Below are 24,138 nucleotides of genomic sequence, written 5' to 3'. Positions count from 1 at the left end.
CGGCGCGATCTCGCGTCGGGGCCGCACTGCTGTCCGGTGGGTGCGGGTAGCGTGAGATCGATCCCAGTCCTCCGCTGAAAGGCCCAGCCACGTGACCATCGCCGTGACCGGTTCCATCGCCACCGACCACCTCATGCGTTTCCCCGGACGCTTCGCCGAGCAGCTCGTCGCAGACCAGCTCAGCCACATCTCGCTCAGCTTCCTGGTCGACGACCTGGTGGTCCGCCGTGGCGGTGTGGGCGGCAACATCGCCTACGCGATGGGCGTGCTCGGCGGGGCGCCGGTGCTCGTCGGAGCGGTGGGCGCCGACTTCGCCGAGTACCGCGCGTGGCTCGAGGGCAACGGCGTCGACTGCAGCCCCGTGCACGTGTCGCAGACCGCGCACACCGCGCGCTTCGTGTGCACGACCGACGAGGCGATGGCCCAGATCGCGTCGTTCTACCCCGGCGCGATGTCCGAGGCCCGGGACATCTCCCTCGCCGAGGTGACCGGGACACACGGTGTCGACCTGGTCCTGATCGGCGCCAACGATCCGGAGGCGATGGCCCGGCACACCGACGAGTGCCGGCAGCTCGGTGTGCCGTTCGCGGCCGACCCGTCTCAGCAGCTCGCCCGTCTCAGCGGTGAGGAGTCTGCCCGGCTGATCGACGGCGCCGCCTACCTGTTCACCAACGAATACGAGTGGGGACTCCTGCAGCAGAAGACCGGCCTGACCGAGGCGCAGATCCGCGCCATGGTCGGATTGCGGGTCACCACGCTCGGCGGTAACGGTGTCGAGATCGTCGAACGGGACGGCCGCCGGACTCACGTGGGCGTCGTGCCCGAGCGGGCCAAGGTGGACCCCACCGGCGTCGGCGACGCGTTCCGGGCGGGATTCCTGCTGGGGCACCGGGCGGGCCTCTCCCTCGAGCGTGCCGCTCAGCTCGGCTCGCTCGTCGCGGTTCTGGTACTCGAGACGACCGGCACCCAGGAATGGACCTTCGACCGCCCCGACGCGGTCAAGCGGCTGACGGTCGCGTACGGCCAGGACGCCGCGGACGAGATCGCCGCGATCCTCCCGTGACCGCCGGTGTGTCCTTTGGGCGGTGGGAGCCGCCCAAAGGACACACCGGCCGCGTAGCGGCCCTTACACCTCGACGGGGTACGCCGGCTCCTGGATCTCCGGCACGATGCGCTGCTCGACGAAGATGCCGTGCCAGATCATGAACACCAGCACCGTCCACAGCCGCCGGCTGTGATCGGTCCGGCCCTCGCGGTGTTCGTCGAGCATCCGGGCGACGGCCGCCTTGTCCAGCAGGTGCTCGGTGCCCGACTCGGCGATCACGTTGCGTGCCCAGTCGAACAGTTCGGTTCCGCGCAGCCAGTGCCGCAGCGGCACCGGGAAGCCGAGCTTCGCCCGGTGCAGCACGTGCGGCGGGACGATGCCCTCGAGGGCTCGACGCAGCGCGTACTTGGTGGTGTTCTTCGTGATCTTCTGATCCAGCGGTACCTGTGAGGCGACGCGGAAGACCTCCGGGTCGAGGAATGGCACTCGCAGTTCCAGCGAATTCGCCATCGTCATCTTGTCTGCCTTGACGAGGATGTCGCCGCGCAGCCAGGTGAACAGGTCGAGATGCTGCATCCGCGCGACAGGATCCCACCCGGCGGAGCGGGCGTAGATCGGCGCGGTGACGTCCTGGTGCGTCCACTCCGGACGGAAGTCGCGCAGCACGGCCCGCAGCTGTGCGTCGTTGAAGCTGCGGGCGTTGCCGTAGTACCGCTCCTCGAGCGTCATCGACCCGCGATGGAGCAGGCTCTTTCCGCGGGTGCCCTCGGGGATGCGCTCCGACAGCTTCCCGGCCGCACGCCGCATCGACTTCGGCAGGTACTCGAACGGCTTCAGCGACAGCGGCTCGCGGTAGATGGTGTAGCCGCCGAACAACTCGTCGGCGCCTTCCCCGGAGAGCACCACCTTCACGTGCTTGCGAGCTTCCTTGGCGACGAACCACAGGGGCACCAGCGCGGGATCGGCGACGGGGTCGTCCAGGTACCACACGATCTCGGGGATCGCGGCAGCGAACTCGGCAGGGGAGACGACCTTGACGACGTGGCGCGCGCCGATCGCGGCGGCGGATTCGGCGGCCACGTCGACCTCCGAGTAGCCCTCGCGCTCGAACCCGGTGGTGAACGTGATCAGGTTCGGGTTGTGCCGCATCGCGAGGGCCGCGACGGCCGTGGAGTCGATACCGCCGGACAGGAACGATCCCACCGTCACGTCGGCGCGCATGTGCTTGGCGACGGAGTCCTCGAGCGCCTCCGCGATCTCCCGGTAACGGTCGTCCTCCCGACCCGCGGCGAAGGGACGGACGGGGAACGTCGGCTCGAAGTATCGGGTGATCTCGGGGCGGCCGCCCGGGCGCACGCGGGCGAAGCACCCGGACTCGAGCCGCCGGATCTCCGCGTGCAGGGTTTCCGGTTCGGGCACGTACTGCAACACCGTGTAGTGCTCGACGGCCCGGGGATCGAGTCCGGTGCCGATCCCGATCACGTCGGCCAGCTCGAGCAGGCTCTTCTTCTCGCTGCCGAACGCGGTACCGCCGGTGCCCGTGGCGAGGAACAGCGGCTTGATGCCGAAGGGATCGCGGGCGAGGAACAACTCGCGCGTCTCGGTGTCCCAGACCGCGAACGCGAACATGCCGCGAAGCCGTCGCACCGCGTCGGCACCCCAGTGGTGGTACGCGGCGACGATGGCCTCGCTGTCGCCCTCGGTGGAGAACTGGGTCCCGTACTTCTCGGTCAGCTCGGCACGCAGCTCCAGATAGTTGTAGATCTCCCCGTTGAAAGTCAGGGCGTAGCGCTCCGGAGACTCCGGGGGTCCCCAGCGCAGCGGCTGGTGCGAGTGCGCGATGTCGATGATCGACAGCCGATTGAAGCCGTAGACCAGGTCACCGTCGTGCCAGGTGCCGTGCTCGTCGGGACCACGGTGGCGCAGGCAGTGCATCGCGGAGTCGACCTTGGCGACGGCGTCGTCGCTGGTGCCGTCAGTGGTCAGTAACCCGAGCAGTCCGCACACGGCGTCCGATACCTCATTCCGGTTGGGATGGATTCGGCCCCCGGGAATGTTGCCGCGGCAGGGACCGACGGTCTGCATGGCAGTATGCCGCAGCCCGGGGGTCGCGGCAGCCGGCGGCCGGGGTCGACCCGGTCGTGAGCAGCGGGCACGCGACGACGCGACACGTTGTGTGCGCCCCGGGGATGGATAGCAGCCGGGTTTGGTCTACGCTGCGTAGTAATTGGGTCTGCCCTCCGGGTGTGCCCTAGTGGAATTGCGGCGATCAGGAAGGCGTGAACGTGGCGCAAGGTCGGATCCTTCGGCGGTTCGGGCTGGCAGCATCTCTCGGTATTGCAGCCCTGCTGCTGACGGGATGCAGCAGCGAGGAAGTCCTGCGTTTCGGCTGGCCGGAGGGGATTACCCCGCAGGCCGAGCGTATGCGTGAGCTGTGGACGTGGTCGGTCGTCGCCGCCCTCGTCATGGGTGTGCTGGTGTGGGGCCTGACCTTCTGGGTGGTCATCTTCCACCGCAAGAAGAAGGACTCGCCGGAGTTCCCGCGGCAGACGGCCTACAACGTGCCGCTCGAGCTGCTGTACACGGCTGTGCCGTTCGTCATCATCGCGGTGCTGTTCTACTTCACCGTGGTGGTGCAGAACTACGTCCTCGACAAGGAGGACAACCCGAACGTCGTCGTCGACGTCACGGCGTTCCAGTGGAACTGGAAGTTCGGCTACCGCACGATCGATCTCGGTGAGGGCACCGCGCGGTACGAGGGCACGGACGAGATCGCCCAGGCCGCGGTCGCGGGCGACGACGAGGAGCACGCCGGCGGCGAGCACGAGATCCCGGCCCCGATCCACGGTCAGGAGACCGAGGACCTGTCGTACCTGCACTACAACAAGATCGAGACGGTCGGCACCAGCAACGAGATCCCGGTCCTGGTCCTGCCGACCGACCGCCGGATCGAGTTCGTGCTCGCCTCCTCCGACGTGATCCACTCCTTCTGGGTGCCGGAGTTCCTGTTCAAGCGGGACGTCAACCCGAACCCGCTGAACAACAGCTCCGATCCCGTCTTCCAGATCTCCGAGATCCAGAAGGAAGGCGCGTTCGTCGGCCGCTGCGCCGAGATGTGCGGCACCTACCACGCGATGATGAACTTCGAGGTCCGCGCGGTGAGCCCGGAGCGGTTCGCGGAGTACATCGAACTCCGCAAGCCCGTCGAGGACGGTGGCCAGGGCCTGACCAACGCGCAGGCGCTCGAGCGTATCGGCGAGTCCCCGGTCGCGACGTCCACCACCCCGTTCAAGACCGACCGCACCGACCGGGCGGCCAGCGGCGTCGTCACCGCGGGCAACTGACCGGTAACCCTCCGACCAAGGACAAGCTGATATGAAGATCGAAGCCAAGCTCTTCGAAGTCGTGACGGTGTTCTTCGTGCTCGTCGCGATCGTCTACGGAGTGTTCACCGGACTGTCCCGCACGGGCATCGAGTGGGCCGGCCTCACGGCGATCGTGCTCTCGGCGGGCCTGACCCTCATCGTCGGCACCTACTTCCGGTTCGTGGCCCGTCGCCTCGACACCCGACCGGAGGACTACGAGGAGGCCGAGATCAGCGACGGCGCCGGCGACCTGGGCTTCTTCAGCGCGGGCAGCTACTGGCCGATCCTGCTGGCCGGGGCAGCCGCCTTCGCCGCCATCGCGCTGGCCTTCTTCCAGCCGTGGCTGATCGTCCTCGCCGTGGTGCTCATCCTCGCTGCCGCGGCCGGCCTGGTGTTCGAGTACCACGTCGGACCCGAGAAGCACTGACGCACACGTAGACGCACGACACCGCGGGGCGGCCTCACGAGAGGAGGCCGCCCCGCGGTTTCTGTGTTTCCGGGAGCGTCGTGCCGCGGACGACGGTCCGCTACGGGAGGGGGTCATCGTGGCGACCGGCCCATGGCCCGGTCGCGGGGCACGGGACCGACACCGGCATGCCGACCAGGCAGTGTCGCGGCGTGCAGCTGTCCCGGTCCGTGGCCCCGGCGCGCTGCCAGAGCGTCAGCGACGACTCCGGTGACGAAGGCGTATACCGCCAGGACGTCGACCACGAGTTCCGACCGGGTCACGTCTGCGGCGGGGCGCCGGCCGCCGTGGCGTTCTCCAGGATCTGATCGTTGGTCAGCGGCAGGACCGTGAACTTCGCGGATGCCCACGGCCCTCGCAACCCACCTCCGACATCACCGACCGCACGACTCCCAGCACGGCGCCCTGCCCGTGGTACGTGGCCCAGTTCGGCAGCAGCGGCCGTCGCGTGGGAGCCTCCGGCAGCCCGGTGAGCCGTTCGAGGACGCGGGCCGGCACGTAGGAGTCGGGGTGCCTTGTCACCTGCTGCTCGATCCTCTCGCCAGTGTCATCACCGTCGCGCCGACTGCCCCGGCGACGAGACCTTCCCATACGACGTTTCTCGACATGCCCGGGTCGGGTTCCCCGGGGCTCCATCGCAAAACGGCTGAGCGCCCCGTCCCCGAGCGGGGGCCGCGCCCGGAGACGACGATGCCATGACCAATCGGCCCCGACCGGCAGGCGCCGTCGAGCGTGACGACCGGACCGTAGCTCTCGCGCCCGTTCTCGTCCGACGGTCCGTCGTCAGTGGCGTCCCGCTCGGAGTGGCGTTCATGGCGGCGGTAGACGAGATCGTGTTCCACCAGTTCCTCGGGTGGCACCACTTCTTCGACCGGTCCACGCCGGCGGTGGGCCTGCTCGCCGACGGGCTCCTCCACACCGCGGAACTGCTGTTGCTGGTGGCCGGGTTCGTGCTGTTCGTCGATCTACGCCGGCAGAACGCAGTGGCGGTTCGTCGTTTCCGCGCGGCCGTGTTCCTCGGCGCGGGGGGCTTCCAGCTGTTCGACGGCATCGTCGACCACAAGGTGCTCCGTACCCATCAGATCCGCTACGACGTCGAGCTGCTGCCGTACGACCTCGCCTGGAACGGTTTCGCCCTGGTGCTCCTCGTCGTGGGCGCGGTCCTGATGATCCGGGCAGTCCGTGCGGACAGTCGACGGCGGTAGGCGGTCACGGTATGCACGACCATTCGATGCTCGCTCCGGGTAGTCCGGGGCCTCTGCAACTGCTCGTGGTCGTTGCCGCCGTGACGATTGCCGGTGCCTACCTCGCCGCGTCGAGCCGGCTGCGGCGGCGCGGCGACCTCTGGTCGCGGACACGGGATGCGTCCTTCGTCGCCGGGTCTGCGATTGTCGCTGCCGCGACCGCGCCTCTGCCGGTGCCGGCCTTCACCGGCCACATGGGTGTCCACCTGGGTGCCGGGATGGTGGCCCCGGTGCTGCTCGTGCTCGCACACCCCGTCACGCTCGCCTTGCGAACACTGCAGCCGGGTCCCGCGCGACGGGCGCTGGTGGCGGTAACGCACTCGTGGCCCGTCGCGGTGCTCACAGCTCCGCCGGTGGCGGCCGTTCTCGATCCGGGCGGTCTGTGGCTGCTGTACCGCACCGGCCTGTTCGCGGTCATGCACCACGATTCGCTGCTCGGGGCGGCCGTCCATCTGCACGTGTTCGCGACCGGGGTGCTGTTCGCCTACGCGATTTGCCAGGTCGACCCCGTCCGGCACCGTTACGGCCTCGGATCGCGGGCACTGGTCCTGTTCCTCGCCGGGACGGCGCACGCGATCCTGGCCAAGAGCCTGTACGCGTCCCCACCGCCCGGTCACGAGGTCGCCACGTCGGATCTGCAGGCCGGTGCGTTGCTGATGTTCTACGGCGGCGACCTCGTCGAGGTGGTGCTCGCCGTCGTGCCGGCCGCGGAGTGGTACCGCCGCACCGGCCGGGACCGGGCCCGGAACGTCCGCCGGAACGCAGCAGAAGGCCCTCACGTTCCTCCCGGGACCGGTGCCGACGCGACGCCGAGCGGGCGCCGGCGTGCCGGCACGCCCGGACGGTAGCCGCCGGTTGCCCCCGCACCCCGGACGTTCGCCGAGGCGGGGGAGCGGCCGGGGCTCCGGTCCGCGCACACGCTCGGACGCTCCCGGGCTGTACGGGGACGCGTGCGGACGGCAGAGGTCCCGAACTGCAGCGGTCCCGAACGGCAGAGGCCCCGAACCGCGTGCGGTTCGGGGCCTCAGCTTCGGACGGACGACGTCAGTGCGCCCGGCCGTCACCGTCCGTCGGCGTGCCGTGGACGCGCTCCTGGTACTCGCTCAGGATGGCGCGCTGCTCGACCTCCGCCTCGTGGTGCGCGGCCTCGAGGGCGGTGGCCTCCTCGGCCGGGTCCGCGCTCCACCAGCTGCCCGCGCCGGGCTTGCCGGCGGTGCCGAGCTTGTTCATGCGCTTGGGCACCGGAGCACCCTGGTACTCGAGCGGGATCGGATGTCCGTGCTCGTCCACCGGGCCGAGCGGCTGGTGGATCTCGATGTACTCGCCGTGCGGCAGGCGACGGACGATGCCCGTCTCGATGCCGTGCTCGAGCACCTGACGGTCGCTGCGCTGCAGGCCCAGGCAGAACCGGTAGGTCAGGTAGTAGGCGAGCGGCGGGCCGAGCAGGATGCCGATGCGGCCGATCCACGTCATCGCGTTCAACGAGATGTCGAACTTGTAGGCGATGATGTCGTTGATGCACATGATGGTCGCGATGGCGTAGAAGGTCAGGGCCATCGCGCCGATCGCGGTCCGGACCGGGACGTCCCGCGGACGCTGCAGCAGGTTGTGGTGCGCGTCGTCCTTGGTGAACTTCTTCTCGATCCACGGGTAGGCGATCAGCACCGCGAAGACCAGGCCCATGATCACCGCGATCCAGAACACCGCGGGGATCGTGTACCGGCCGAACAGGTAGATCTCCCAGGCCGGCCAGATCCGGGCAAGGCCGTCCGTCCACATCATGTAGATGTCGGGCTGCGAGCCGGCCGACACCTGCGACGGGTTGTACGGGCCGATGTTCCAGACCGGGTTGATCTGGAGCAGACCGCTCATCAGGGCCAGCACCGCGAAGGTGATGGCGAAGAACGCGCCGGACTTGACGGCGAACACCGGCAGGATCCGGACACCGACGACGTTCTGCTCGGTCCGGCCGGGGCCGGGGAACTGCGTGTGCTTCTGGTACCAGACGAGCGCCAGGTGGGCTGCGATCAGGGCGAGGATGATGCCCGGAAGCAGCAGGACGTGCGCAACGTACAGGCGCGGGATGATGAGCATGCCCGGGAAGTCGCCGCCGAAGATCAGCCAGTGCATCCACGTGCCGATCACCGGGATGCTGATGGTGATGCCGGACAGTGCGGCGCGAAGGCCGGTGCCGGAGAGCAGGTCGTCGGGCAGCGAGTAGCCGAAGAAGCCCTCGAACATCGCGAGGATCAGCAGCAGCGAGCCGATCACCCAGTTCGCCTCGCGCGGACGGCGGAACGCACCGGTGAAGAACACGCGCAGCAGGTGCACGATGATCGACGCGGCGAACATCAGCGCAGCCCAGTGGTGGATCTGCCGGACGAACAGACCGCCGCGCACCTCGAACGAGATGTCCAGGGTCGTCTCGTACGCGCGCGACATGGTGACGCCGCGCAGCGGGGTGTAGGCGCCGTCGTAGACGACGTGCGCGAGGGACGGATCGAAGAACAGCGTCAGGTACACGCCCGAGATCAGCAGGATCACGAAGCTGTACAGGGCGATCTCACCCAGGAGGAAGGACCAGTGGGTGGGGAACACCTTGTTGATCTGACGCCGCAGCCCGGCCGCCGGGTGATAGCGCGAGTCGATGTTCTCCGCCGCGTGGGCGGCGCGGGACGGTGTTGCAGTACTCACGGGCGACGCTCCCAAAATGCCGGACCGAGAGCCTCGATGAAGTCGCCGTTGGCGACGAGGAAGCCCTCTTCGTTCACTGTAATAGGCAGCTGCGGCAAAGCGCGAGCAGCAGGACCGAACAGGGGCTTGCCGTACTCCAGAGCATTGAACTGCGACTGGTGGCAGGGGCACAGGATGCGGTTGGTCTGCTGTTCGTACAGCGAGGTCGGGCAGCCCAGGTGGGTGCAGATCTTCGAGTAGGCGAAGTAGTCGCCGTAGTTGAAGCTCTCCTGGCCCTTGCGCTTGATCGCCTTCGCGGTGTCCTCGGTGCGCAGGCGGATCAGCATGACGGCATTGCGGATGCCGCGCAGGCCCTCGAGGAGGGCGTGCTCGTCACCGCGATCGGACTCGCGGAAGGGGAACACGGTCTCCATGCCGCCGGCGTCGAGGTCCTCCGGGCGGACCAGGACGATGTCGTTCACGCGGCCGGTGTCGCGGCGCAGGTAGATCGTCTCGCCCGGGTACCGGGGCGTCCAGCCCGAGACCCACAGCGGGGAGTCGTCACCTTCGGCCCAGGGGTTCTTGATCAGGCCGCCGAGCGGCATGATCAGGCCGAGGCCGAGGGCGCCGCCACCGAACAGCGCGGTGCGCTTGATCAGCTTGCGACGCGGCAGCGTGGAAGTGTCCAGCGAGTCCGAGAGCTCCGCGACGATCGTGCGCCGATCGACCTCCGAGGAGACGCCGTCGTGCCGATCCTGGATCGACACCTCTTCCGGGATGAACTTCTTGGTGAACTGCACCGCGCCGACGCCGACGCCGAGGATGGCCAGACCCAGGGTCAGGCCGAGCAGCGGCGTGTACAGGTTGTACAGCGAGTAGTTGTCCTCCCCGGGGCCCTGGTACTCCCACGGCCAGAAGATGAACACCGCGATGAACGCGAGAGCCGACACACCCGCCAGCCCGAACCAGAAGGCGACGTTGCGTTCCGCGCGCTTCTCGGCGCGGGTACCCCCGACGGGCCAGCGGTCCTTCCGGAACGCCACGTCCACGCCGTCGAGGTTGGTGCCGAGCGCGACGAGATCGTCGCGGCTCATCTGATCGAGATTCTCGACCGTGTGCTTGTTCGGCGTTTCGCCGCCACTCATGACCTTGCTCCGATCCACAGTGCCGCACCCACGACGGCGACGATCCCGACCACCCACATCGTCGGGCCCTCGGAGGCGGGGCCGAAGCCGCCCAGGCCGTATCCGCCGGGGCTCTGCGTCTCGCTGGACGCCTTGACGTAGGCGATGATGTCCTGCTTCTCCTCCAGCGTGAGCTGACGATCGGAGAACTTGGGCATGTTCTGCGGACCGGTCAGCATCGCGGTGTAGATCTGCTGCTCGTTCGCCGGGTCGAGGACGGGCGCGAACTTGCCGGACGACAGTGCGCCACCCCGGCCGGTGAAGTTGTGGCACGAGGCGCAGTTCTGGCGGAACAGTTCGCTGCCGCGCGCGATGTCGTCGCCGCGCAGCGAGGACTGCGCGATCTCACCGTTCTCGTCGCGGATGAGCGTGGGGCCGCCACCGTTGGCCTGGATGTAGGCGCCGAGGGCGTCCGTCTGGGCCGCGTCGAACTTCGGCGTCTTGCGCAGGGCCTGGGCCTCGTTGCGCATCATCGGCATGCGGCCGGTGGAGACCTGGAAGTACACGGCTGCCTCGCCGACACCGATCAGGCTCGGGCCGCGGTCCTGCACACCCTGCAGGTTGGCGCCGTGGCACGTGACGCAGGAGGTCTCGTAGAGCTGCTTGCCTTCGCGGATCAGTGCCGACTGGTCCTCGTTCGCCGTCGCCACCTGCGGCGCGGGGGTCAGCGCGGAGGCGAGGAAGCCCGCGCTGAGCAGGCCGAGGGCGAGCACCAGCGCACCGGTGACGCGGCGGCGCAGCTTGCGCTGACGGCGGGACTTGGCGGACGCGGCCGCGGACTGACCGGGCATGTCACCCTCGGAAGCGAGAGGTGGGGATGAACTCATCTGTATCCCTTTGGTATGTCGGGACGGACTGGACGTCAGGGGGCTGCCTGGGCGTTCAGCTGGCTAACGGATGAAATAAATCGTGGCAAACAGCGCAATCCACACGATGTCGACGAAGTGCCAGTAGTAGGAGACGACGATCGCTGCGGTGGCCTGCGCCGGCGTGAACTTGCTGACCCTCGTGCGTACGAGGAGGAACACGAAGGCGATGAGACCGCCGATGACGTGGAGGCCGTGGAATCCGGTCGTGATGTAGAAGACCGACCCCCAGACCATGCTCGAGATCGTCACGCCTTCCGCGACCAGCTGGCTGTACTCGAAGCCCTGGCCGAGCACGAAGAACGTGCCCATGAGCAGGGTGATGATGTACCACCGGCGGAGGCCGAACACGTCGCCGCGTTCGGCGGCGAACACACCCATCTGGCAGGTGAAGGAGGAGGCGATCAGCACGAGGGTGACCGGCACCGCCAGCGCCAGATTGAGATGCACAGGCTCCGGCGGCCAGTTGCCGTCGGCCTGCGCCCGGGCCACGAAGTACATGGCGAAGAGCCCTGCGAAAAACATGAGCTCACTGGACAACCACACGATGGTGCCGACGCTGACCAGATTGGGCCGGTTCAGCGAGTGCACGCGCTGGGTGATTGCAGTTCCTGAAGTCCCTACTGCGCTCGTCACGTTCGCAAGTATGACTGTTCGTAGTAACTCTTGGACACTCGGGGCTGAAATCGGCGCGTCTTTGCTGGTGACCGGCCTGTGAGTCCCCGTTTCGGGGGGTCGTCGCGCCCCGTCGCCGAGCATGGGATCGTGGTGCGATGAGCAGTGGTGCAGGGGTCTGGAGCCGAGTCCTCCGGGTGTTCTCACGCAAGCGTCCGGAGCCGCTCGATCCGGCGCGGCCGGACCTGGTGGTGGTGGTCTCGTCCTTCGACGACGTCGAGGCCTGTTCGACCGCCCTCGAGCGGGGCTCGGCGGCGGAACCGGGGTGGTCCCCGGAGGCGGAGGCCGTGCTGCGCCATCACCTCGAACTGCCGGCGGATTCGGTGGAGCAGGCGATCGCCCTGTGTGCACAGGACGGGTACGCCCCCGCCCAGCCCGCGCACCCGGCCGGGACCGGCCTCGAGGCCGTCCTGCTGCAGCGGGTGCAGGTCCTCGATGCGCTGCACTGTTCGCAGGAACGGTCACGGATGGCCTCTCTCGCCCAGCGCCTCGGCGGCACCGCGCTGGGGTGGGACGCCCTGCAGCCGGCGACGGGCGCTGACTAAGCTCCTCCGTGCGCCGCCGACGACGGCGTCGGACACAAGGAGCGAGATGCGGCGAGGGCAGGTGCGATGAACGCTGGACTACAGGCGGATGCGGTGGCCCGGAGCTGGCCGGCGGTCCTCGGTGCGCTCACCGCCGGACGCGACCTCGCCCGGGCGGAGGCCCAGTGGGCGATGGACGAGATCATGTCCGACAACGCCACGGCCGCGCAGATAGCCGCCTTCGGCGTCGCGCTGAAGATGAAGGGGGAGACCCCCGAGGAACTGCTCGGCCTCGCCGACTCGATGCTCGCCCATGCGCGCCTGGTGCCGGTGGACGACGACGTCGTCGACATCGTGGGCACCGGAGGGGACCGGGCGAACACGGTCAACATCTCCACCATGGCGTCGCTGGTGGTGGCTGCGTGCGGGATCCGGGTCGTCAAGCACGGCAACCGGGCGGCGTCGTCGAAGAGCGGCGGCGCGGACGTGCTCGAAGCGCTGGGCGTGCACATCGATCTCGGTCCCGAGGCCGTCGCGGCGTCGGTCGCCGAGGCCGGTATCGGGTTCTGTTTCGCACCCGTCTACCACCCCGCGCTCCGGTTCGCGGCCGCCCCGCGCAAGCAGATCGGAATTCCCACGGTGTTCAACGTGCTCGGGCCGTTGACCAACCCGGCCCGGCCCCGCGCCGGGCTGATCGGATGCGCGTTCCCGGAGCTGATCGGCACCGTCGCCGGGGTCCTCGCCGAGCGGGGCAACTCGGCTCTCGTCGTGCGGGGGGACGACGGCCTGGACGAACTGACCACGTCCACGACGTCGACGGTGTACGTCGTCCGGGACGGCAACGTGAGCACCGTGAGCCTCGACCCCACCGACCTGGGCGTCGCCCGGGTGCCGCTCGAAGCGCTGCGCGGCGGCGACGCCGCCGACAATGCCGCGATCGCGCGGGCGGTCCTCGCCGGCGAGCACGGGCCGGTGCGCGACGCGGTCCTGCTCAACGCCGCCGGGGCGATCGCCGCCTTCCGGGGGTTCGAAGGGTCGCTCGCCAGTGCCCTGGCAGCGGGGATGCAGACGGCCGCCGAGGCGCTGGACTCGGGCGCTGCGGCGGCGGTCCTTGCCCGCTGGGCCGAAGTGACCACCCGGCTCGTCGCCGGATCGCGGTGACCACCCGGCTCGCCGCCGGATCGCGGTGACCACCCGGCTCGCCGGCGCGAGGTGAACGCGGGACGGGCGGGGCTCCGTCCTATTCTCCGATCGAGAACCCGGCCTCGACATCGGCGCTCGAGTACGACTGGAAGGCGATGTGCGTCGCCGTCTTGGCCACGCCCTCGAGCTTGTTGATCCCGCGGGTGACGACCTCGGCGATCTCCTCGTGGTCCCGCACCCGCAGCAACGCGATCAGGTCGATGTCACCGGCGCACGAGTACACCTTGTCGACACCGTCCAGATCGGCGACCGCCTGAGCGGTCTCCGGAATCCGGTGGGCGTCGGCGTGGATCAGGACGATGGCGTGGATCATGGGCTCTCCTCGACTGCCGGGAACGGACGTGCGGGCGAGCACTCAGCGTAGGGGGTGCGCGACGGGGACCGGTTCGGCCCCGGCACGTGCCGTCCGGGCGCGTTCGCCCCATTGCGCCCAGGCGCCGGCGCCGCGGAGCGGCTCCGACCAGCCCTGGGTGGTTCGGACGATGCGGACGCCGTCGTCGTGGAGCCAGCGGACCAGTAGTCCGAGTTCCTCGACGAGTGCACCCCGCAGCGGGGCGGTCGTCGGTCGCACCGTCTCGGCTGCCGCGACGATCGCGTCGACCACGGGCATCGGCGGGACGCCGCGTGGAGCGACTCCCGCCCCCGCGAGCCGGCCCGCCCGGATCACCGCGAACTCCCAGCCGCCCTCTGCCCGCCGGCGGGCAGCGATCAGCTCGTCCACCGCCGCGAGAGCGGCCAGGCGCTGCGTCCGGCGCAGTGCGAGCACGGCGTCGGCCGTGCGGTCGCGCAACCTGGCCGCGCTCTCGAACAGTTCGGCGGCGCCGAGGTGTTCGATGCGTCGGCGCATCCGATGCAGCGGCTCGTCGTCCTCTCCGCGGAGCAGGGCGCGGGCGAGGTCCACTTGCCGTGCGTACTCGGCGGGGGTCTGCAGTCCGGCGGCTGCCGCGGCGCAGGCTCCGACGGCGTCCGGCGGGCAGTGCTCGCCGTGTCGCTTCGTGCGGGGGATGCGGCGGGTGCAGGTCCGCAGGTGGCAGAACTCGGCGACGGTCGTGGCCACGGCGACGGCGTCGGCCCGCGAGGAGAACGGACCGACGGCGTCGACCGTGGGGCCGCCGACCGGATGCGGTGGAGCCGCGGCGGGCGTCCGCACGACGGACAGCCGGGGGAACGCCTCGTCGGTGAGGGTGATCCACCAGCCCCGCGCGGGGAACTTGGAGCGGCGGTTGTAGGGCGGAGCGTGCGCGGCCAGCAGTCTCAGCTCCCGCACCCCGGCCTCGAGTGCATGGGCGCATTCGACGTGGTCGATCCGGGTGGTGAGCGCCACCATCTCCTTCAACCGGGGCCGGGTCTCGGAACCGGTGAAGTAGTTGCGCACGCGGCGGCGGAGGTCCACGGCCGTACCGATGTACAGCACCTCGTCGGAGGGCCCGCGGAACAGGTACACGCCGGGCCGTCGCGGCAGGTGTGCCGCGAGGGACCGCTTGGCGCGTTGCTCCGCGGTGACCGCCGGCAGGTAGTCCCGCAGTTCGGTGAGGCTGTGGACACCCTGGTTCCCGACGCGCTCGATGAGCGCGTGCAGGACGTCGACGGTGGCCCGGGCGTCGTCGAGCGCGCGGTGCGTGGGCGTGGTGGACACGCGGAACAACTCGGCGAGGGCGGACAGTCGCACGGACGGGGCCTCGTCCCGGCCGAGCACGCGGCGCGCGAGCTTGACCGTGCACAGCACCGTGAACCGTGGCCACGCGACTTCGGTGCGGGACGCCGCGGCCCGCAGGAAGCCGACGTCGAAGCCCGCGTTGTGCGCGACGAGCACGGCCCCTGCGGCGAACTCGAGGAACGACGGCAGGACCTGCTCGATCCGGGGCGCGGAACACACCATGGCGGTGGTGATGCCGGTGAGCTGGACGATGTTCGGCGGGATCGACCGGCCCGGGTCGACGAGCGTGGCGAACTCACCGAGTACTTCACCGCCGCGGATCTTGACCGCGCCGATCTCCGTGATGGCGTCGTCCGTGGAGCTGCCGCCGGTGGTCTCGAGGTCGACGACGACGAACAGCGTCTCCCGCAACGGCGTGTCCAGTTCGTCGAACCCGAGCTGCACCCCGACGGCAGGGTCGGGTCGTCGGGGCACGGTCACGTCGTCAGGGTAGGAGCCGGGTCCGACACCGCGGGGAGTGGGATCCGGCACCAACCGGAGGGAAAAAGAGGGTCGGAGGCCCGGACCCGGCTCGACGAGACGAGGATCACATCGTCGATCACCCGTGTGGGTGTGGGCGCCGCCCCGACGGGGTAGCGGCCCGGGTGGCACGGTGGGGCGTGTCGCCGCGACGGGCGGTGTCGCAGGCGTCCTCGCCGCGGAGATCGCCCGCGGGACCTGCGACGACGTGTCAGCGGGCCGGTGGCGGGCCCCGGGGCGTGCCGGCCACCGCCGCCGGGGCCGCCGCCCTCGAACCGACCGTTACGTTTCCGTGATCGCGCGGCCGGGGTCGTGCGGCCCGAATCGGGCATATCCGTCAATCTGCGGCCGATGAAGCGTCGAAGGTCGACATCCTCCGATGCGATTTCGTAATCTTTTCGAGACCAAGCGGTGAGGATGTCGAACCACCAGAGGGGAGACGCCGCTCGGTCACCGCCTAATCGGCGCATCCACAGCGGGTGCCCGAGCCGGGGACCCACGTTGTCCTCTGGGGTGAATCCCCTCCGACCGTCACCGCGGAACGAGGGGTAGGGCTGATCTTCCCAGCCCGAACCCGTCAGCTAACTCGGTCGGCGGACGAACGGAAGAAATGGAGCAAACCCCTCGTGGCGTCTCAGATTTCCAAGCGCACCGTCCGGCGCGCTGTCGTTGCCGGTGCCCTCGCTCTCGGTGCGGTCACCGTCTCGGCCGGTCCCGCCCTCGCGGAGCCGATCACCATTCCCGGCGTCGGCTCGTTCGACCTGCCGGCCGGCGTGACCCTTCCGCCGGAGGTCACCAACCTCGTCCCGCCGGCCCCGCAGGGTGCCGCACCGGCTCCGGCCGCGCCCTTCAGCGCGCCGGTGACCTCGGTTGCCCAGCGCGCCGTGGACGCAGCCCACAGCAAGCTCGGCGCCCCCTACGTCTACGGCGCCGCCGGTCCTGATGCCTTCGACTGCTCCGGACTGGTGCAGTGGGCCTACAAGCAGGCCGGTCTGAACCTGCCGCGCACCAGTTACGACCAGGCCTCCGCCGGCCGGGCCGTGGACGTCTCCGCCCTGCAGCCCGGCGACGTCGTGTCGTTCTACGGCGGTGGCCACTCCGGCATCTACATCGGCAACGGCAACGTCATCCACGCGTCGACCTCGGGTCAGCCCGTGAAGATTGCTCCGATGAACTCGATGCCGGTCGACGGGGCCCGCCGCTACTGAGCGACGACTCCACGACTGTCACGCAGTGCAGCGGGGGCGGACCGGTCGACGCCGGTCCGCCCCCGCTGGCGCTCCGGGGCCGCACTACCCGGCGCAGCCGGAGCTACCGGCGGGTAGACACGACCCGGAACCCTTCCGTAACCTGATCGAGATTTTTCGGGTAACGGGTGCGCAACCTCGAACGAAAGGACCTGGTCCCGTGGTGGTGGACTGGACGAAACCGTCGCTTCGGGCGCTGGTGATCGGGGTGCTCCTCGCGGTGTTCTCGGTGGCCGCCCCAGCCGGCGCCGACCCGGTGGGGGAGAGCCCCACCGCCGCACTGGAGCGGCTGGCCGAGCTGTCACGCAAGTCCGAGCAGACCACCGAGGCGCTGCACAACGCCGGAATCGACCTCGACGCGAAGGTCGAGGCCCAGCGCGCCGCCGACGCGGCTCTGACGCGCGACCGGGAGGTGCTGGCCGCCGCGGAAGCGGAACTCGCCGTCTTCCGGCCCACGGTGGACAAGCTCGCCGTCGCCAACTATCGCGGCGCCCGCACCAACCGGTTGTTCGCTCTGATGGTCAGCGAGTCGCCCCAGCAGCTGCTCGACCAGATGGCGGCGCTCGACGTCATCGCCCACCAGACCGCCGACCAGGTCGCGGGATTCCGCACCGCGTCGGCCGCGGCCGCGGAGGCTGCGCTGGCCTCCCAGCGCTCGGCCGACCAGGCGCGCGCCGCCGCCGAGCAGGCCCAGGTCGTGCGGGACGAACTGCAGCGGCAGCAGAGCGAACTCGAGGTCCGGATCGACGAGGTGCTCGCCGCGTTCGCCGACCTGAGCGCCGAGGAGAAGGCCACCCTCGCCGGCACCCCGTTCCCCCCGGGATTCGATGCCGAGAAGATCCTGTCGAGCCTGGCCCCCGGCAGCGGCAGCGGTGCCCTGCAAGCCGGCATGACCCGGATCGGCAGCCCGTACAGCTGGGGTGCCGCCGGTCCCTCCGAGTTCGACTGCTCCGGTCTGGTGGTGTGGGCCTACAAGCAGATCGGCAAGGACCTGCCGCGGTCGAGTCAGGCCCAGGCGCAGGGGGGCACCCCCGTCCCGCGCGATCAGCTCCGACCCGGCGACGTCGTGACCTTCTACGACGACGCCTCGCACGTGGGGCTGTACGCGGGTAACGGCAACGTCCTGCACGCCTCCACCTACGGAGTGCCGGTCAAGGTCGCCCCGATGGACCGGATGCCGTTCCACAACGCCCGCCGGTACTGACGTCCGCCGCGCCGCCCCCGCGGCGCCGTCGTGGGCGCGACCTACACTGGCCGCCGTGCCCGCGCCCGATTCGTCGCCCCGCCCCCCTGGCAGCCGCCGGTGGGAGCGGCTCGGCGTCGCCGGACTGGTCGTCGCGGTCCTGGCCGTCGGCCTCTCGCTCGCGTTCACGCCCGACGACGGCCCGGCGGAACCGGGCTCGCACCGGGCCGTGCAGGAACTGCTCGACACATGGTCCCGGGCCGTGCGCACCGCCGACCCGGCGGTACTCGCCACCGTCGTGGATCCCCGCGCCCGCCCGGGACTGCTCGACGCGGAGGTCCGCCGCGCGGAGGCCCTCGCCGCGTTGCCGCTGGCGGACTTCGCCTACGAGCTCGGTCCGGACCTCGGCACCGACGTCCCCGACGACCTGGCGGCCCGGCTCGGCGCCGACGAGGCCCGTGCCCTCACCGTCCTGCTGCGCTACGCCGTCGAAGGGATCGACGACGAACCGACGCGCAAGCCCGTGACGGTGGTCCTCGCCCGCCGGGGGGAGCAGTGGCACCTCGTCGACGACCGCCCGCTGCCGGGCGCGGAAACCACCACCTGGCGGGGGCCGTGGGACTACGGCCCACTCGAGGTCCGGGCCGTGGACACCGGAGCCGGGAGCCGGTCCCTCGTCGTGGGCCATCCCGGGCACTCGTCCCTCGTCGCCGACATCGCCGCCGAACTCGCCGCCGCCGTCGAGGCCGTGGACGCCGTGTGGGGAACCGGATGGCCCCGCCGCGCCCTCGTGCTCGTCACCGCCTCGCACGACGAGTTCACCGCCCAGGTCGGCAGCCGCTACAACGGCGCGGACATCGCTGCTGTCGCGGTGTCCGACGCCGTCGATCACGAGCGGGGCGAGACCACCGGTCAGCGCATCGTCTTCAGTCCCGCCGCGGAGCAGCGGCTGGACCGGGCGGGCCTGCGGGCGATCCTGCGTCACGAACTCACCCACGTCGCGGCGCGCACCGACACCGTCGACGGGTCACCGCTGTGGATCCTCGAAGGCTATGCCGACTACGTCGGCTACCGCGGCACCGGCGGCAATCTCGCCGCGATCGCGCCCACCCTCGCCGCCGTCGTCGCCGAGCGCGGGGCGCCGACCACGCTGCCCGCGGACGCCGACTTCGCCGGCGACGGCGCGCGCCTGGCGTACGAGAGCGCATGGTCGATCGCGACGTTCGTCGCCGAGGAGTTCGGCAGCGAGCGGCTCACCGCGCTGTACCGGCGGCTGGCCGCCGGGCCTGCCGACCCCCGGGAACTCGACGCCGCCGTCGGCGACGTGCTCGGTGTGGACGTGGAGCAGCTCGTCGACCGATGGCGGGGCCGGCTCGAAACGCAGGTGCCGTCACCCGTCGGCTGACCCGCTGCCGGGGCCGCCCGCAGCACCGCCTACGGTGAGCGCATGCCCCGAACGCTGCTGGTCACCAACGACTTTCCGCCCCGGCCCGGGGGGATCCAGTCCTATCTGCAAGCGTTCGCGGCCCAGGTGCCGCCGGACGACCTCGTCGTCTATGCTCCGCGATGGCGCGGGGACAGTCACGTGAAGTTCGACGCCCGGCAACCCTTCGAGGTCGTCCGCCACCCCACGACCCTGATGTTGCCGACCCCCGCCGTGGCGCGGCGGGCGGCCCAGCTCATGACCGACCGCGGCTGCGAGACCGTGTGGTTCGGCGCTGCGGCGCCGTTGGCCCTGCTCGCCCCCGGGTTGCGCCGCGCCGGCGCCCGCCGGATCGTGGCCAGCACCCACGGGCACGAGGTCGGGTGGTCGATGGTGCCCGCCGGACGGCAGGCGCTGCGCCGCATCGGCGACACCACCGACGCCGTCACCTACGTCAGCCGGTACACCCGCGGTCGATTCGCCTCGGCGTTCGGTCCCGGTGCCGGTCTCGAGCACCTGCCGTCCGGCGTGGACACCGAGGTGTTCCGGCCGGATCCCGCAGCTCGCGCGGAACTGCGCGCCCGGTACCGCCTCGGGGACCGCCCCACCGTGCTGTGCCTGTCCCGGCTCGTGCCGCGCAAGGGCCAGGACATGCTCATCCGTGCGCTGCCCGAGATCCGGCGCCGCGTCGACGGGGCGGTGCTCGTGATCGTCGGCGGGGGCCCGTACCACGACCGCCTCCGCAGACTGGCCCGCTCCGTCGGGGTCGAGGACCACGTCGTGATCACCGGAGGAGTGCCGGCCGCCGAACTCGCCGCCCACCACACCATCGCGGACGTGTTCGCGATGCCGTGCCGTACGCGCGGCGCCGGCCTCGACGTCGAAGGTCTCGGAATCGTCTATCTCGAGGCCTCCGCCACCGGGGTGCCCGTGGTGGCGGGCCGCTCCGGCGGCGCGCCGGAGACCGTGCGGGAAGGAGAGACCGGTGTCGTCGTGGACGGCACCTCGGTCGCGGCGGTGGCAGCCGCCGTCGCCGACCTCCTCGCCGACCGCGACCGCGCGGCGGCGATGGGCGCAGCCGGCCGTGCCTGGGTGGGCGCCGAATGGCGGTGGGAAGTACTCGGAGAGAAGCTGCGGCGGCTGCTGGCCTGACGTACCGGCCGTCCGGCCGCGGCCCGCGCAACCCCCTGGAAGAGCCGGGACCGGGCGTGTGTGAAGCTGTCCCCGTGAGCAGCATTCAGGTGGCCGATCAGGCCTTCATCGCCGCGGCGCCGAGCCGGATCGCGGCCGAGATCGCCGAGCCCCGCCGCTGGCGGTCGTGGTGGCCCGACCTGGACCTGACGGTCCGAGAGGACCGAGCCGAGAAGGGCATCCGGTGGTCGGTCGGCGGCGCGCTGACCGGCACGATGGAGGTCTGGCTCGAGCCGATGCTCGACGGCGCGATCGTGCACTACTTCCTGCACTGCGAACCGGCCGGGATGCCGCCGGAGAAGGCGGGGGAGTGGGACCTCGCCGCCATGAATCATCGGCGCCGCGTCGCCGGCAAGGTCATGACGTTCGACGTCAAGCGGCGGCTCGACGCCGGGCGCGCCGCCGGCGAACCTCCACAGGACCCCCACCCCTGATCGACGGACCGTATGTGCAGGCGACGAGCCCGCACCGGAACTACTACGGTGTGATAGACAGCGGTTTCCGCGTGTGCCGATCCGGTAGACGACGGGGACAGACGGAAAGGAAGCGTTCGTCGCATGGCCGAGAAGACCAAACGGTCGATCACCATCGATGCTCCGTCCGATCGGGTGATGGCCGTGATCGCCGATTTCGACGCGTACCCGACCTGGGTCTCGGCAGCGAAATCCGTGGAAGTGCTCGCCGTCGAGTCCGGAGGACGCGCCGAGCGGGTCCGGTTCGTGCTCGACGCAGGCGTGGTGCGCGACACGTACGAGCTGGTCTACCAGTGGGCTCCGGACGGCCGGTCGGTCAGCTGGGAACTCGTCGCGGGGGAGATCCAGAAGGCCCAGTTCGGTTCCTACATCCTCACCGAAGCGCCGGAGGGCGGCACCACCGTGTACTACGAGCTGACGGTGGACCTGACCATCCCGATGATCGGACTGTTCAAACGGAAAGCCGAGAAGGTGATCACCGACACCGCACTGAAGGAACTCAAGAAGCGGGTGGAAGGCTGAGCGGGCACGCCGGGCGGCCCGGTCCCGCCGCCGTGCGGTTGTTCGTCGGCAAGGGCGGCGCCGGGAAGACGACCCTCGCGGCGGCCACCGCCCTCGCGGCTGCTCGCTCCGGACTTCCCACCCTCGTCGTCTCGCTCGATCAGGCGCACTCGCTGACGGACGTCCTCACGGTCGATCCGGCGTCGGCGGGGTCCGTCGACGCCCGCATCGTGCCGGTCGCCGACGGTCTCGACGCCCTGGAAATCGATTCGCTCGCGCTGCTCGAGCAGCGCTTCGCGCTCCTGACCGCTCTCGCCGCCGCGGGCGGTGCCCACGGGCACGGTGACCGGTTCGGGATCCCCGCGGCCGAGGAACTCACCGGCCTGCCCGGCGCACAGGAGATCCTCGCCCTCGGCGAGGTGGCCCGCCTGGCCGACTCGGGACGCTGGGGTGAGGTGCTCGTCGATCTGCCCGCGTCCGCGGACGCCTTCCGCATGCTCGCCGCGCCGGCGACGGTCTCGGAGTACATCGAGCGGATCTGGCCCCGGCACAGCCGGATCGTCGCGGCGACCGGGGCCGACCCGCGCCTCGCCCTGGTCGTGGCACTCGTCGACCGCGTCGTCGAACACGTCACGACCGTGCAGGATCTGCTCGCCGACCACACGCGCACCCGAGTCGACCTCGTCGCCACCGCCGATCGGCTCGGCATCGCCGAAGCGCAACGTCTCCGGTCCTGGACGGCCCTGGCCGGGCTGCGGCTGGAACGCGTGATCCTCAACCGGATCGTCCCGGACCTGCCGGCAGACGAGTCCGGACCCGCCGCGGCCTGGCTCGCCGAGCAGCGCGAAGGACAGCGCCGGATCGTGGCCGAGCTCGCGGCGACCCTCGGCGACGTCACCGTGGTCGAGTGCGAACAGCGGTGTGCCGAACCGGTAGGGTTGGCCTCTCTGGCGGCGCTCGCGGAGTCGCTGTACCCGGACGGTGCAGCACCGCTCGCGCGGGAGGATGCCGGTCTCGGGCCGGTGCGGGTCCAGCGTGAATCGGGGACAGGGGTGGATGCGGTGTACACGATGCGGATGCATCTGCCGCTGGCAGATGCGGCATCGCTGACGCTCGGCCGGGTCGACGACGACCTGGTGATCGGTGCCGACGGCATGCGCCGCCGGGTGCGGCTCGCGTCCGGTCTGCGGCGCTGCACGGTCGCCGGCGCCGAGTTCGAGGGATCGGACCTGCTGGTGCGGTTCCGTCCCGATCCCGCGGTGTGGCCGCAATGAGCGCCGACCACGACGTCCTCGTCACCGAACTGCGGGCGCTGGCCGACGCCGTCCTCGACCGGCTCGAGCAGACGGTGCAGCGATTCGCCGAGCCGGAGTCGTCCCCCCGGCCGCCGGAGCCCGACGCGGCGTCCCGGCCGGTGTCGCCCGACGCGGCGACCGGGCACGCGACGGACGCGTCCGCCTCGGCGGCGAGTGCGTGCAGCTGGTGCCCGCTGTGCGCCGTGGCGGCCGCCGTCCGAGGTGAGCCGCACGAGCTCCTCACCCGGCTCGCGACCCAGATCGCGGCCCTGATCGCGCTGTTGCGGGACCTGCTCGCCCGGTACCTTCCGCCCCGAGGCCCCGCCCCCGACGCACCCGGTCCGCAGGACCCGCCCCCGGCCGGCCGCAACGGCACGTTCGTGCCGATCTCGGTCACGATCCGACGCTGATCGGACCCGCGCCGTGAGCACGGATCGACTCACGATCGGAATCGACGTGGGCGGCACCAGCATCCGCGCGGCCGTCGTCGACGGTACCGGCACCGTCGTCGACACCGTCCGGGCGCCGACCCCGCATTCGGGCCGTGCCCTCGACGACGCCCTCGACCGCACCGTCGCCCTCCTGGCGGGCCGCAACGAAGTCACCGCCGTCGGTCTCGCCGTCGCCGGGTTCCTCACCGCCGACCGTCGCGTCGTCCGCTACGCCCCGCATCTGCCGTGGGCGGACGTGCCCGTGGCGGAGCGGATGAGTGCTCGGATCGGCCTGCCGGTGGTTCTCGAGCACGACGCCAACGCGGCCGCGTGGGCCGAGTACCGGTTCGGTGCCGCTGCGGGTGTCGGGACGACGGTGCTGGTCGCCGTCGGCACCGGCATCGGCGCCGCCCTGCTGCTGGACGGTGTGCTGTTCCGGGGCGCGCACGGCATTGCTCCCGAACTCGGGCACCTACAGGTGGTTCCCGACGGACGGCCCTGCGCGTGCGGAAAGCGCGGCTGCTGGGAGCGGTACTGCAGTGGCACCGCGCTCGTGGACACCGCGATCGAGTTGCTCGCCGCAGGCCCGGATCGGGCCTCCCAGCTCACCCGCGACGTCGCGGCGGACCCCGGCGCGCTGACCGGACGACGGATCGCCGGAGCCGCGCAGGACGGCGACCCGCTCGCCGTCGCGGCGATGGCCGAGTTCGCCCGCTGGCTCGGACTCGGCCTGGCCATGGTCGCCGACGTCTTCGACCCGGAACTGGTCGTGGTCGCCGGCGGGGTGTCGGGATCGGCGTCCCTGTTCCTCGACGACGCCCGAGGGCACTACGCGGCGGCCCTGACCGGCCGGGGCCACCGGCCGCTCGCACGGGTCCGGGCCGCACACCTCGGCGACGCCGCCGGCCTGGTGGGCGCAGCCGACCTCGCCCGGCACCGGTCCGGACGAAACGGACCGAATGATTGAGATGCT

Annotated in this window: 24 protein-coding genes and 1 riboswitch; of the genes, 16 read left to right on the top strand and 8 right to left on the bottom strand. The window is 70.8% G+C overall.

The window, feature by feature from the left end; all coding sequences use genetic code 11:
• The first annotated feature begins 91 nt into the window (after nucleotides 1-91).
• The gene (locus tag AC2IPW_RS14550; protein ID WP_289380583.1) at nucleotides 92-1,063 is read left to right on the top strand and encodes a carbohydrate kinase family protein; all 972 of its coding nucleotides are present in this window, start codon (nucleotides 92-94) and stop codon (nucleotides 1,061-1,063) included.
• Nucleotides 1,064-1,126: 63 nt separating this feature from the next.
• Here the strand turns inward: AC2IPW_RS14550 and asnB are convergent, their stop codons facing one another.
• Complete coding sequence (gene asnB, locus AC2IPW_RS14545; protein ID WP_003934111.1) at nucleotides 1,127-3,052, bottom strand: asparagine synthase (glutamine-hydrolyzing); 1,926 nt, start codon at nucleotides 3,050-3,052, stop codon at nucleotides 1,127-1,129.
• A 272-nt stretch (nucleotides 3,053-3,324) separates the two neighbouring features.
• Here asnB and ctaC point away from each other — a divergent pair, with 272 nt between their 5' ends.
• Both ctaC and AC2IPW_RS14535 read left to right on the top strand, forming a co-directional pair.
• Complete coding sequence (ctaC, locus tag AC2IPW_RS14540) at nucleotides 3,325-4,389, top strand: aa3-type cytochrome oxidase subunit II (RefSeq protein ID WP_450120304.1); 1,065 nt, start codon at nucleotides 3,325-3,327, stop codon at nucleotides 4,387-4,389.
• Nucleotides 4,390-4,420: 31 nt separating this feature from the next.
• Nucleotides 4,421-4,837 (top strand): cytochrome c oxidase subunit 4, encoded by a 417-nt coding sequence (locus tag AC2IPW_RS14535; RefSeq protein ID WP_010594341.1) that lies wholly within the window; start codon nucleotides 4,421-4,423, stop codon nucleotides 4,835-4,837.
• 354 nt (nucleotides 4,838-5,191) lie between these two features.
• Here the strand turns inward: AC2IPW_RS14535 and AC2IPW_RS14530 are convergent, their stop codons facing one another.
• A complete protein-coding gene (locus AC2IPW_RS14530; RefSeq protein ID WP_486375099.1) occupies nucleotides 5,192-5,398 on the bottom strand; it encodes a hypothetical protein in 207 nt (68 codons plus the stop codon).
• Nucleotides 5,399-5,571: 173 nt separating this feature from the next.
• Here AC2IPW_RS14530 and AC2IPW_RS14525 point away from each other — a divergent pair, with 173 nt between their 5' ends.
• Entirely contained in the window at nucleotides 5,572-6,081 is a 510-nt protein-coding gene (locus AC2IPW_RS14525) for a DUF2243 domain-containing protein (RefSeq protein ID WP_486375098.1), read from the top strand.
• Between the two features lie 11 nt (nucleotides 6,082-6,092).
• Nucleotides 6,093-6,968 carry a cytochrome c oxidase assembly protein gene (locus tag AC2IPW_RS14520; protein ID WP_486375097.1) on the top strand — a complete coding sequence of 292 codons (876 nt, stop codon included), beginning with the start codon at nucleotides 6,093-6,095 and terminating at the stop codon, nucleotides 6,966-6,968.
• A 196-nt stretch (nucleotides 6,969-7,164) separates the two neighbouring features.
• On the opposite strand, the gene qcrB is transcribed toward AC2IPW_RS14520, so the two are convergent.
• From qcrB to ctaE, 4 genes are all read right to left on the bottom strand, one after another.
• Nucleotides 7,165-8,814: a cytochrome bc1 complex cytochrome b subunit gene (gene qcrB / locus AC2IPW_RS14515; RefSeq protein ID WP_040780775.1), complete on the bottom strand. Its 1,650-nt coding sequence runs from the start codon at nucleotides 8,812-8,814 to the stop codon at nucleotides 7,165-7,167.
• The gene (qcrA, locus tag AC2IPW_RS14510) at nucleotides 8,811-9,938 is read right to left on the bottom strand and encodes a cytochrome bc1 complex Rieske iron-sulfur subunit (protein WP_003934118.1); all 1,128 of its coding nucleotides are present in this window, start codon (nucleotides 9,936-9,938) and stop codon (nucleotides 8,811-8,813) included. The genes qcrB and qcrA overlap by 4 nt, the downstream gene beginning before the upstream one ends.
• Complete coding sequence (qcrC, locus tag AC2IPW_RS14505) at nucleotides 9,935-10,804, bottom strand: cytochrome bc1 complex diheme cytochrome c subunit (protein WP_040780777.1); 870 nt, start codon at nucleotides 10,802-10,804, stop codon at nucleotides 9,935-9,937. The genes qcrA and qcrC overlap by 4 nt, the downstream gene beginning before the upstream one ends.
• A gap of 63 nt (nucleotides 10,805-10,867) precedes the next feature.
• Nucleotides 10,868-11,479, bottom strand: coding sequence for an aa3-type cytochrome oxidase subunit III (gene ctaE, locus AC2IPW_RS14500; protein ID WP_003934121.1), 612 nt, complete (start codon nucleotides 11,477-11,479; stop codon nucleotides 10,868-10,870).
• A gap of 137 nt (nucleotides 11,480-11,616) precedes the next feature.
• Between ctaE and AC2IPW_RS14495 the strand changes: the two genes are divergently transcribed.
• Both AC2IPW_RS14495 and trpD read left to right on the top strand, forming a co-directional pair.
• Complete coding sequence (locus AC2IPW_RS14495) at nucleotides 11,617-12,063, top strand: hypothetical protein (RefSeq protein ID WP_052033882.1); 447 nt, start codon at nucleotides 11,617-11,619, stop codon at nucleotides 12,061-12,063.
• Nucleotides 12,064-12,129: 66 nt separating this feature from the next.
• Nucleotides 12,130-13,203 carry an anthranilate phosphoribosyltransferase gene (gene trpD / locus AC2IPW_RS14490; RefSeq protein WP_486375096.1) on the top strand — a complete coding sequence of 358 codons (1,074 nt, stop codon included), beginning with the start codon at nucleotides 12,130-12,132 and terminating at the stop codon, nucleotides 13,201-13,203.
• A gap of 79 nt (nucleotides 13,204-13,282) precedes the next feature.
• On the opposite strand, the gene AC2IPW_RS14485 is transcribed toward trpD, so the two are convergent.
• Together AC2IPW_RS14485 and AC2IPW_RS14480 are read right to left on the bottom strand one after the other, a co-directional pair.
• Nucleotides 13,283-13,558, bottom strand: coding sequence for an Lrp/AsnC family transcriptional regulator (locus tag AC2IPW_RS14485; protein ID WP_486375095.1), 276 nt, complete (start codon nucleotides 13,556-13,558; stop codon nucleotides 13,283-13,285).
• A gap of 42 nt (nucleotides 13,559-13,600) precedes the next feature.
• The gene (locus AC2IPW_RS14480) at nucleotides 13,601-15,376 is read right to left on the bottom strand and encodes a DEDD exonuclease domain-containing protein (RefSeq protein ID WP_450120310.1); all 1,776 of its coding nucleotides are present in this window, start codon (nucleotides 15,374-15,376) and stop codon (nucleotides 13,601-13,603) included.
• Between the two features lie 489 nt (nucleotides 15,377-15,865).
• A riboswitch (cyclic di-AMP (ydaO/yuaA leader) is annotated at nucleotides 15,866-16,033 on the top strand.
• Between the two features lie 14 nt (nucleotides 16,034-16,047).
• On the opposite strand from AC2IPW_RS14480, the gene AC2IPW_RS14475 reads away from it, so the two are divergent.
• From AC2IPW_RS14475 to AC2IPW_RS14435, 9 genes are all read left to right on the top strand, one after another.
• Nucleotides 16,048-16,629 carry a C40 family peptidase gene (locus AC2IPW_RS14475; RefSeq protein ID WP_003934126.1) on the top strand — a complete coding sequence of 194 codons (582 nt, stop codon included), beginning with the start codon at nucleotides 16,048-16,050 and terminating at the stop codon, nucleotides 16,627-16,629.
• A 199-nt stretch (nucleotides 16,630-16,828) separates the two neighbouring features.
• Nucleotides 16,829-17,872, top strand: coding sequence for an NlpC/P60 family protein (locus AC2IPW_RS14470; RefSeq protein ID WP_486375094.1), 1,044 nt, complete (start codon nucleotides 16,829-16,831; stop codon nucleotides 17,870-17,872).
• 55 nt (nucleotides 17,873-17,927) lie between these two features.
• Nucleotides 17,928-19,256, top strand: coding sequence for a gluzincin family metallopeptidase (locus tag AC2IPW_RS14465; protein WP_486375093.1), 1,329 nt, complete (start codon nucleotides 17,928-17,930; stop codon nucleotides 19,254-19,256).
• Nucleotides 19,257-19,298: 42 nt separating this feature from the next.
• Complete coding sequence (locus AC2IPW_RS14460) at nucleotides 19,299-20,426, top strand: glycosyltransferase family 4 protein (RefSeq protein WP_486375092.1); 1,128 nt, start codon at nucleotides 19,299-19,301, stop codon at nucleotides 20,424-20,426.
• Between the two features lie 74 nt (nucleotides 20,427-20,500).
• Nucleotides 20,501-20,899, top strand: a complete 399-nt coding sequence (locus AC2IPW_RS14455; protein WP_054373700.1) for a hypothetical protein — start codon at nucleotides 20,501-20,503, stop codon at nucleotides 20,897-20,899.
• A gap of 123 nt (nucleotides 20,900-21,022) precedes the next feature.
• Entirely contained in the window at nucleotides 21,023-21,460 is a 438-nt protein-coding gene (locus AC2IPW_RS14450) for an SRPBCC family protein (protein WP_003934131.1), read from the top strand.
• Nucleotides 21,461-21,492: 32 nt separating this feature from the next.
• Nucleotides 21,493-22,713: an ArsA family ATPase gene (locus tag AC2IPW_RS14445; RefSeq protein WP_371382522.1), complete on the top strand. Its 1,221-nt coding sequence runs from the start codon at nucleotides 21,493-21,495 to the stop codon at nucleotides 22,711-22,713.
• A complete protein-coding gene (locus AC2IPW_RS14440) occupies nucleotides 22,710-23,144 on the top strand; it encodes a hypothetical protein (RefSeq protein ID WP_371382523.1) in 435 nt (144 codons plus the stop codon). The genes AC2IPW_RS14445 and AC2IPW_RS14440 overlap by 4 nt, the downstream gene beginning before the upstream one ends.
• A 13-nt stretch (nucleotides 23,145-23,157) precedes the next feature.
• On the top strand, nucleotides 23,158-24,132 hold the full coding sequence (locus AC2IPW_RS14435; RefSeq protein ID WP_003934134.1) for an ROK family protein: 975 nt from the start codon (nucleotides 23,158-23,160) through the stop codon (nucleotides 24,130-24,132).
• Nucleotides 24,133-24,138: the final 6 nt, after the last annotated feature.

This window comes from Rhodococcus sp. NS-SX18, assembly GCF_057367935.1.
This window is presented reverse-complemented; position numbering and strand designations above follow the sequence as displayed.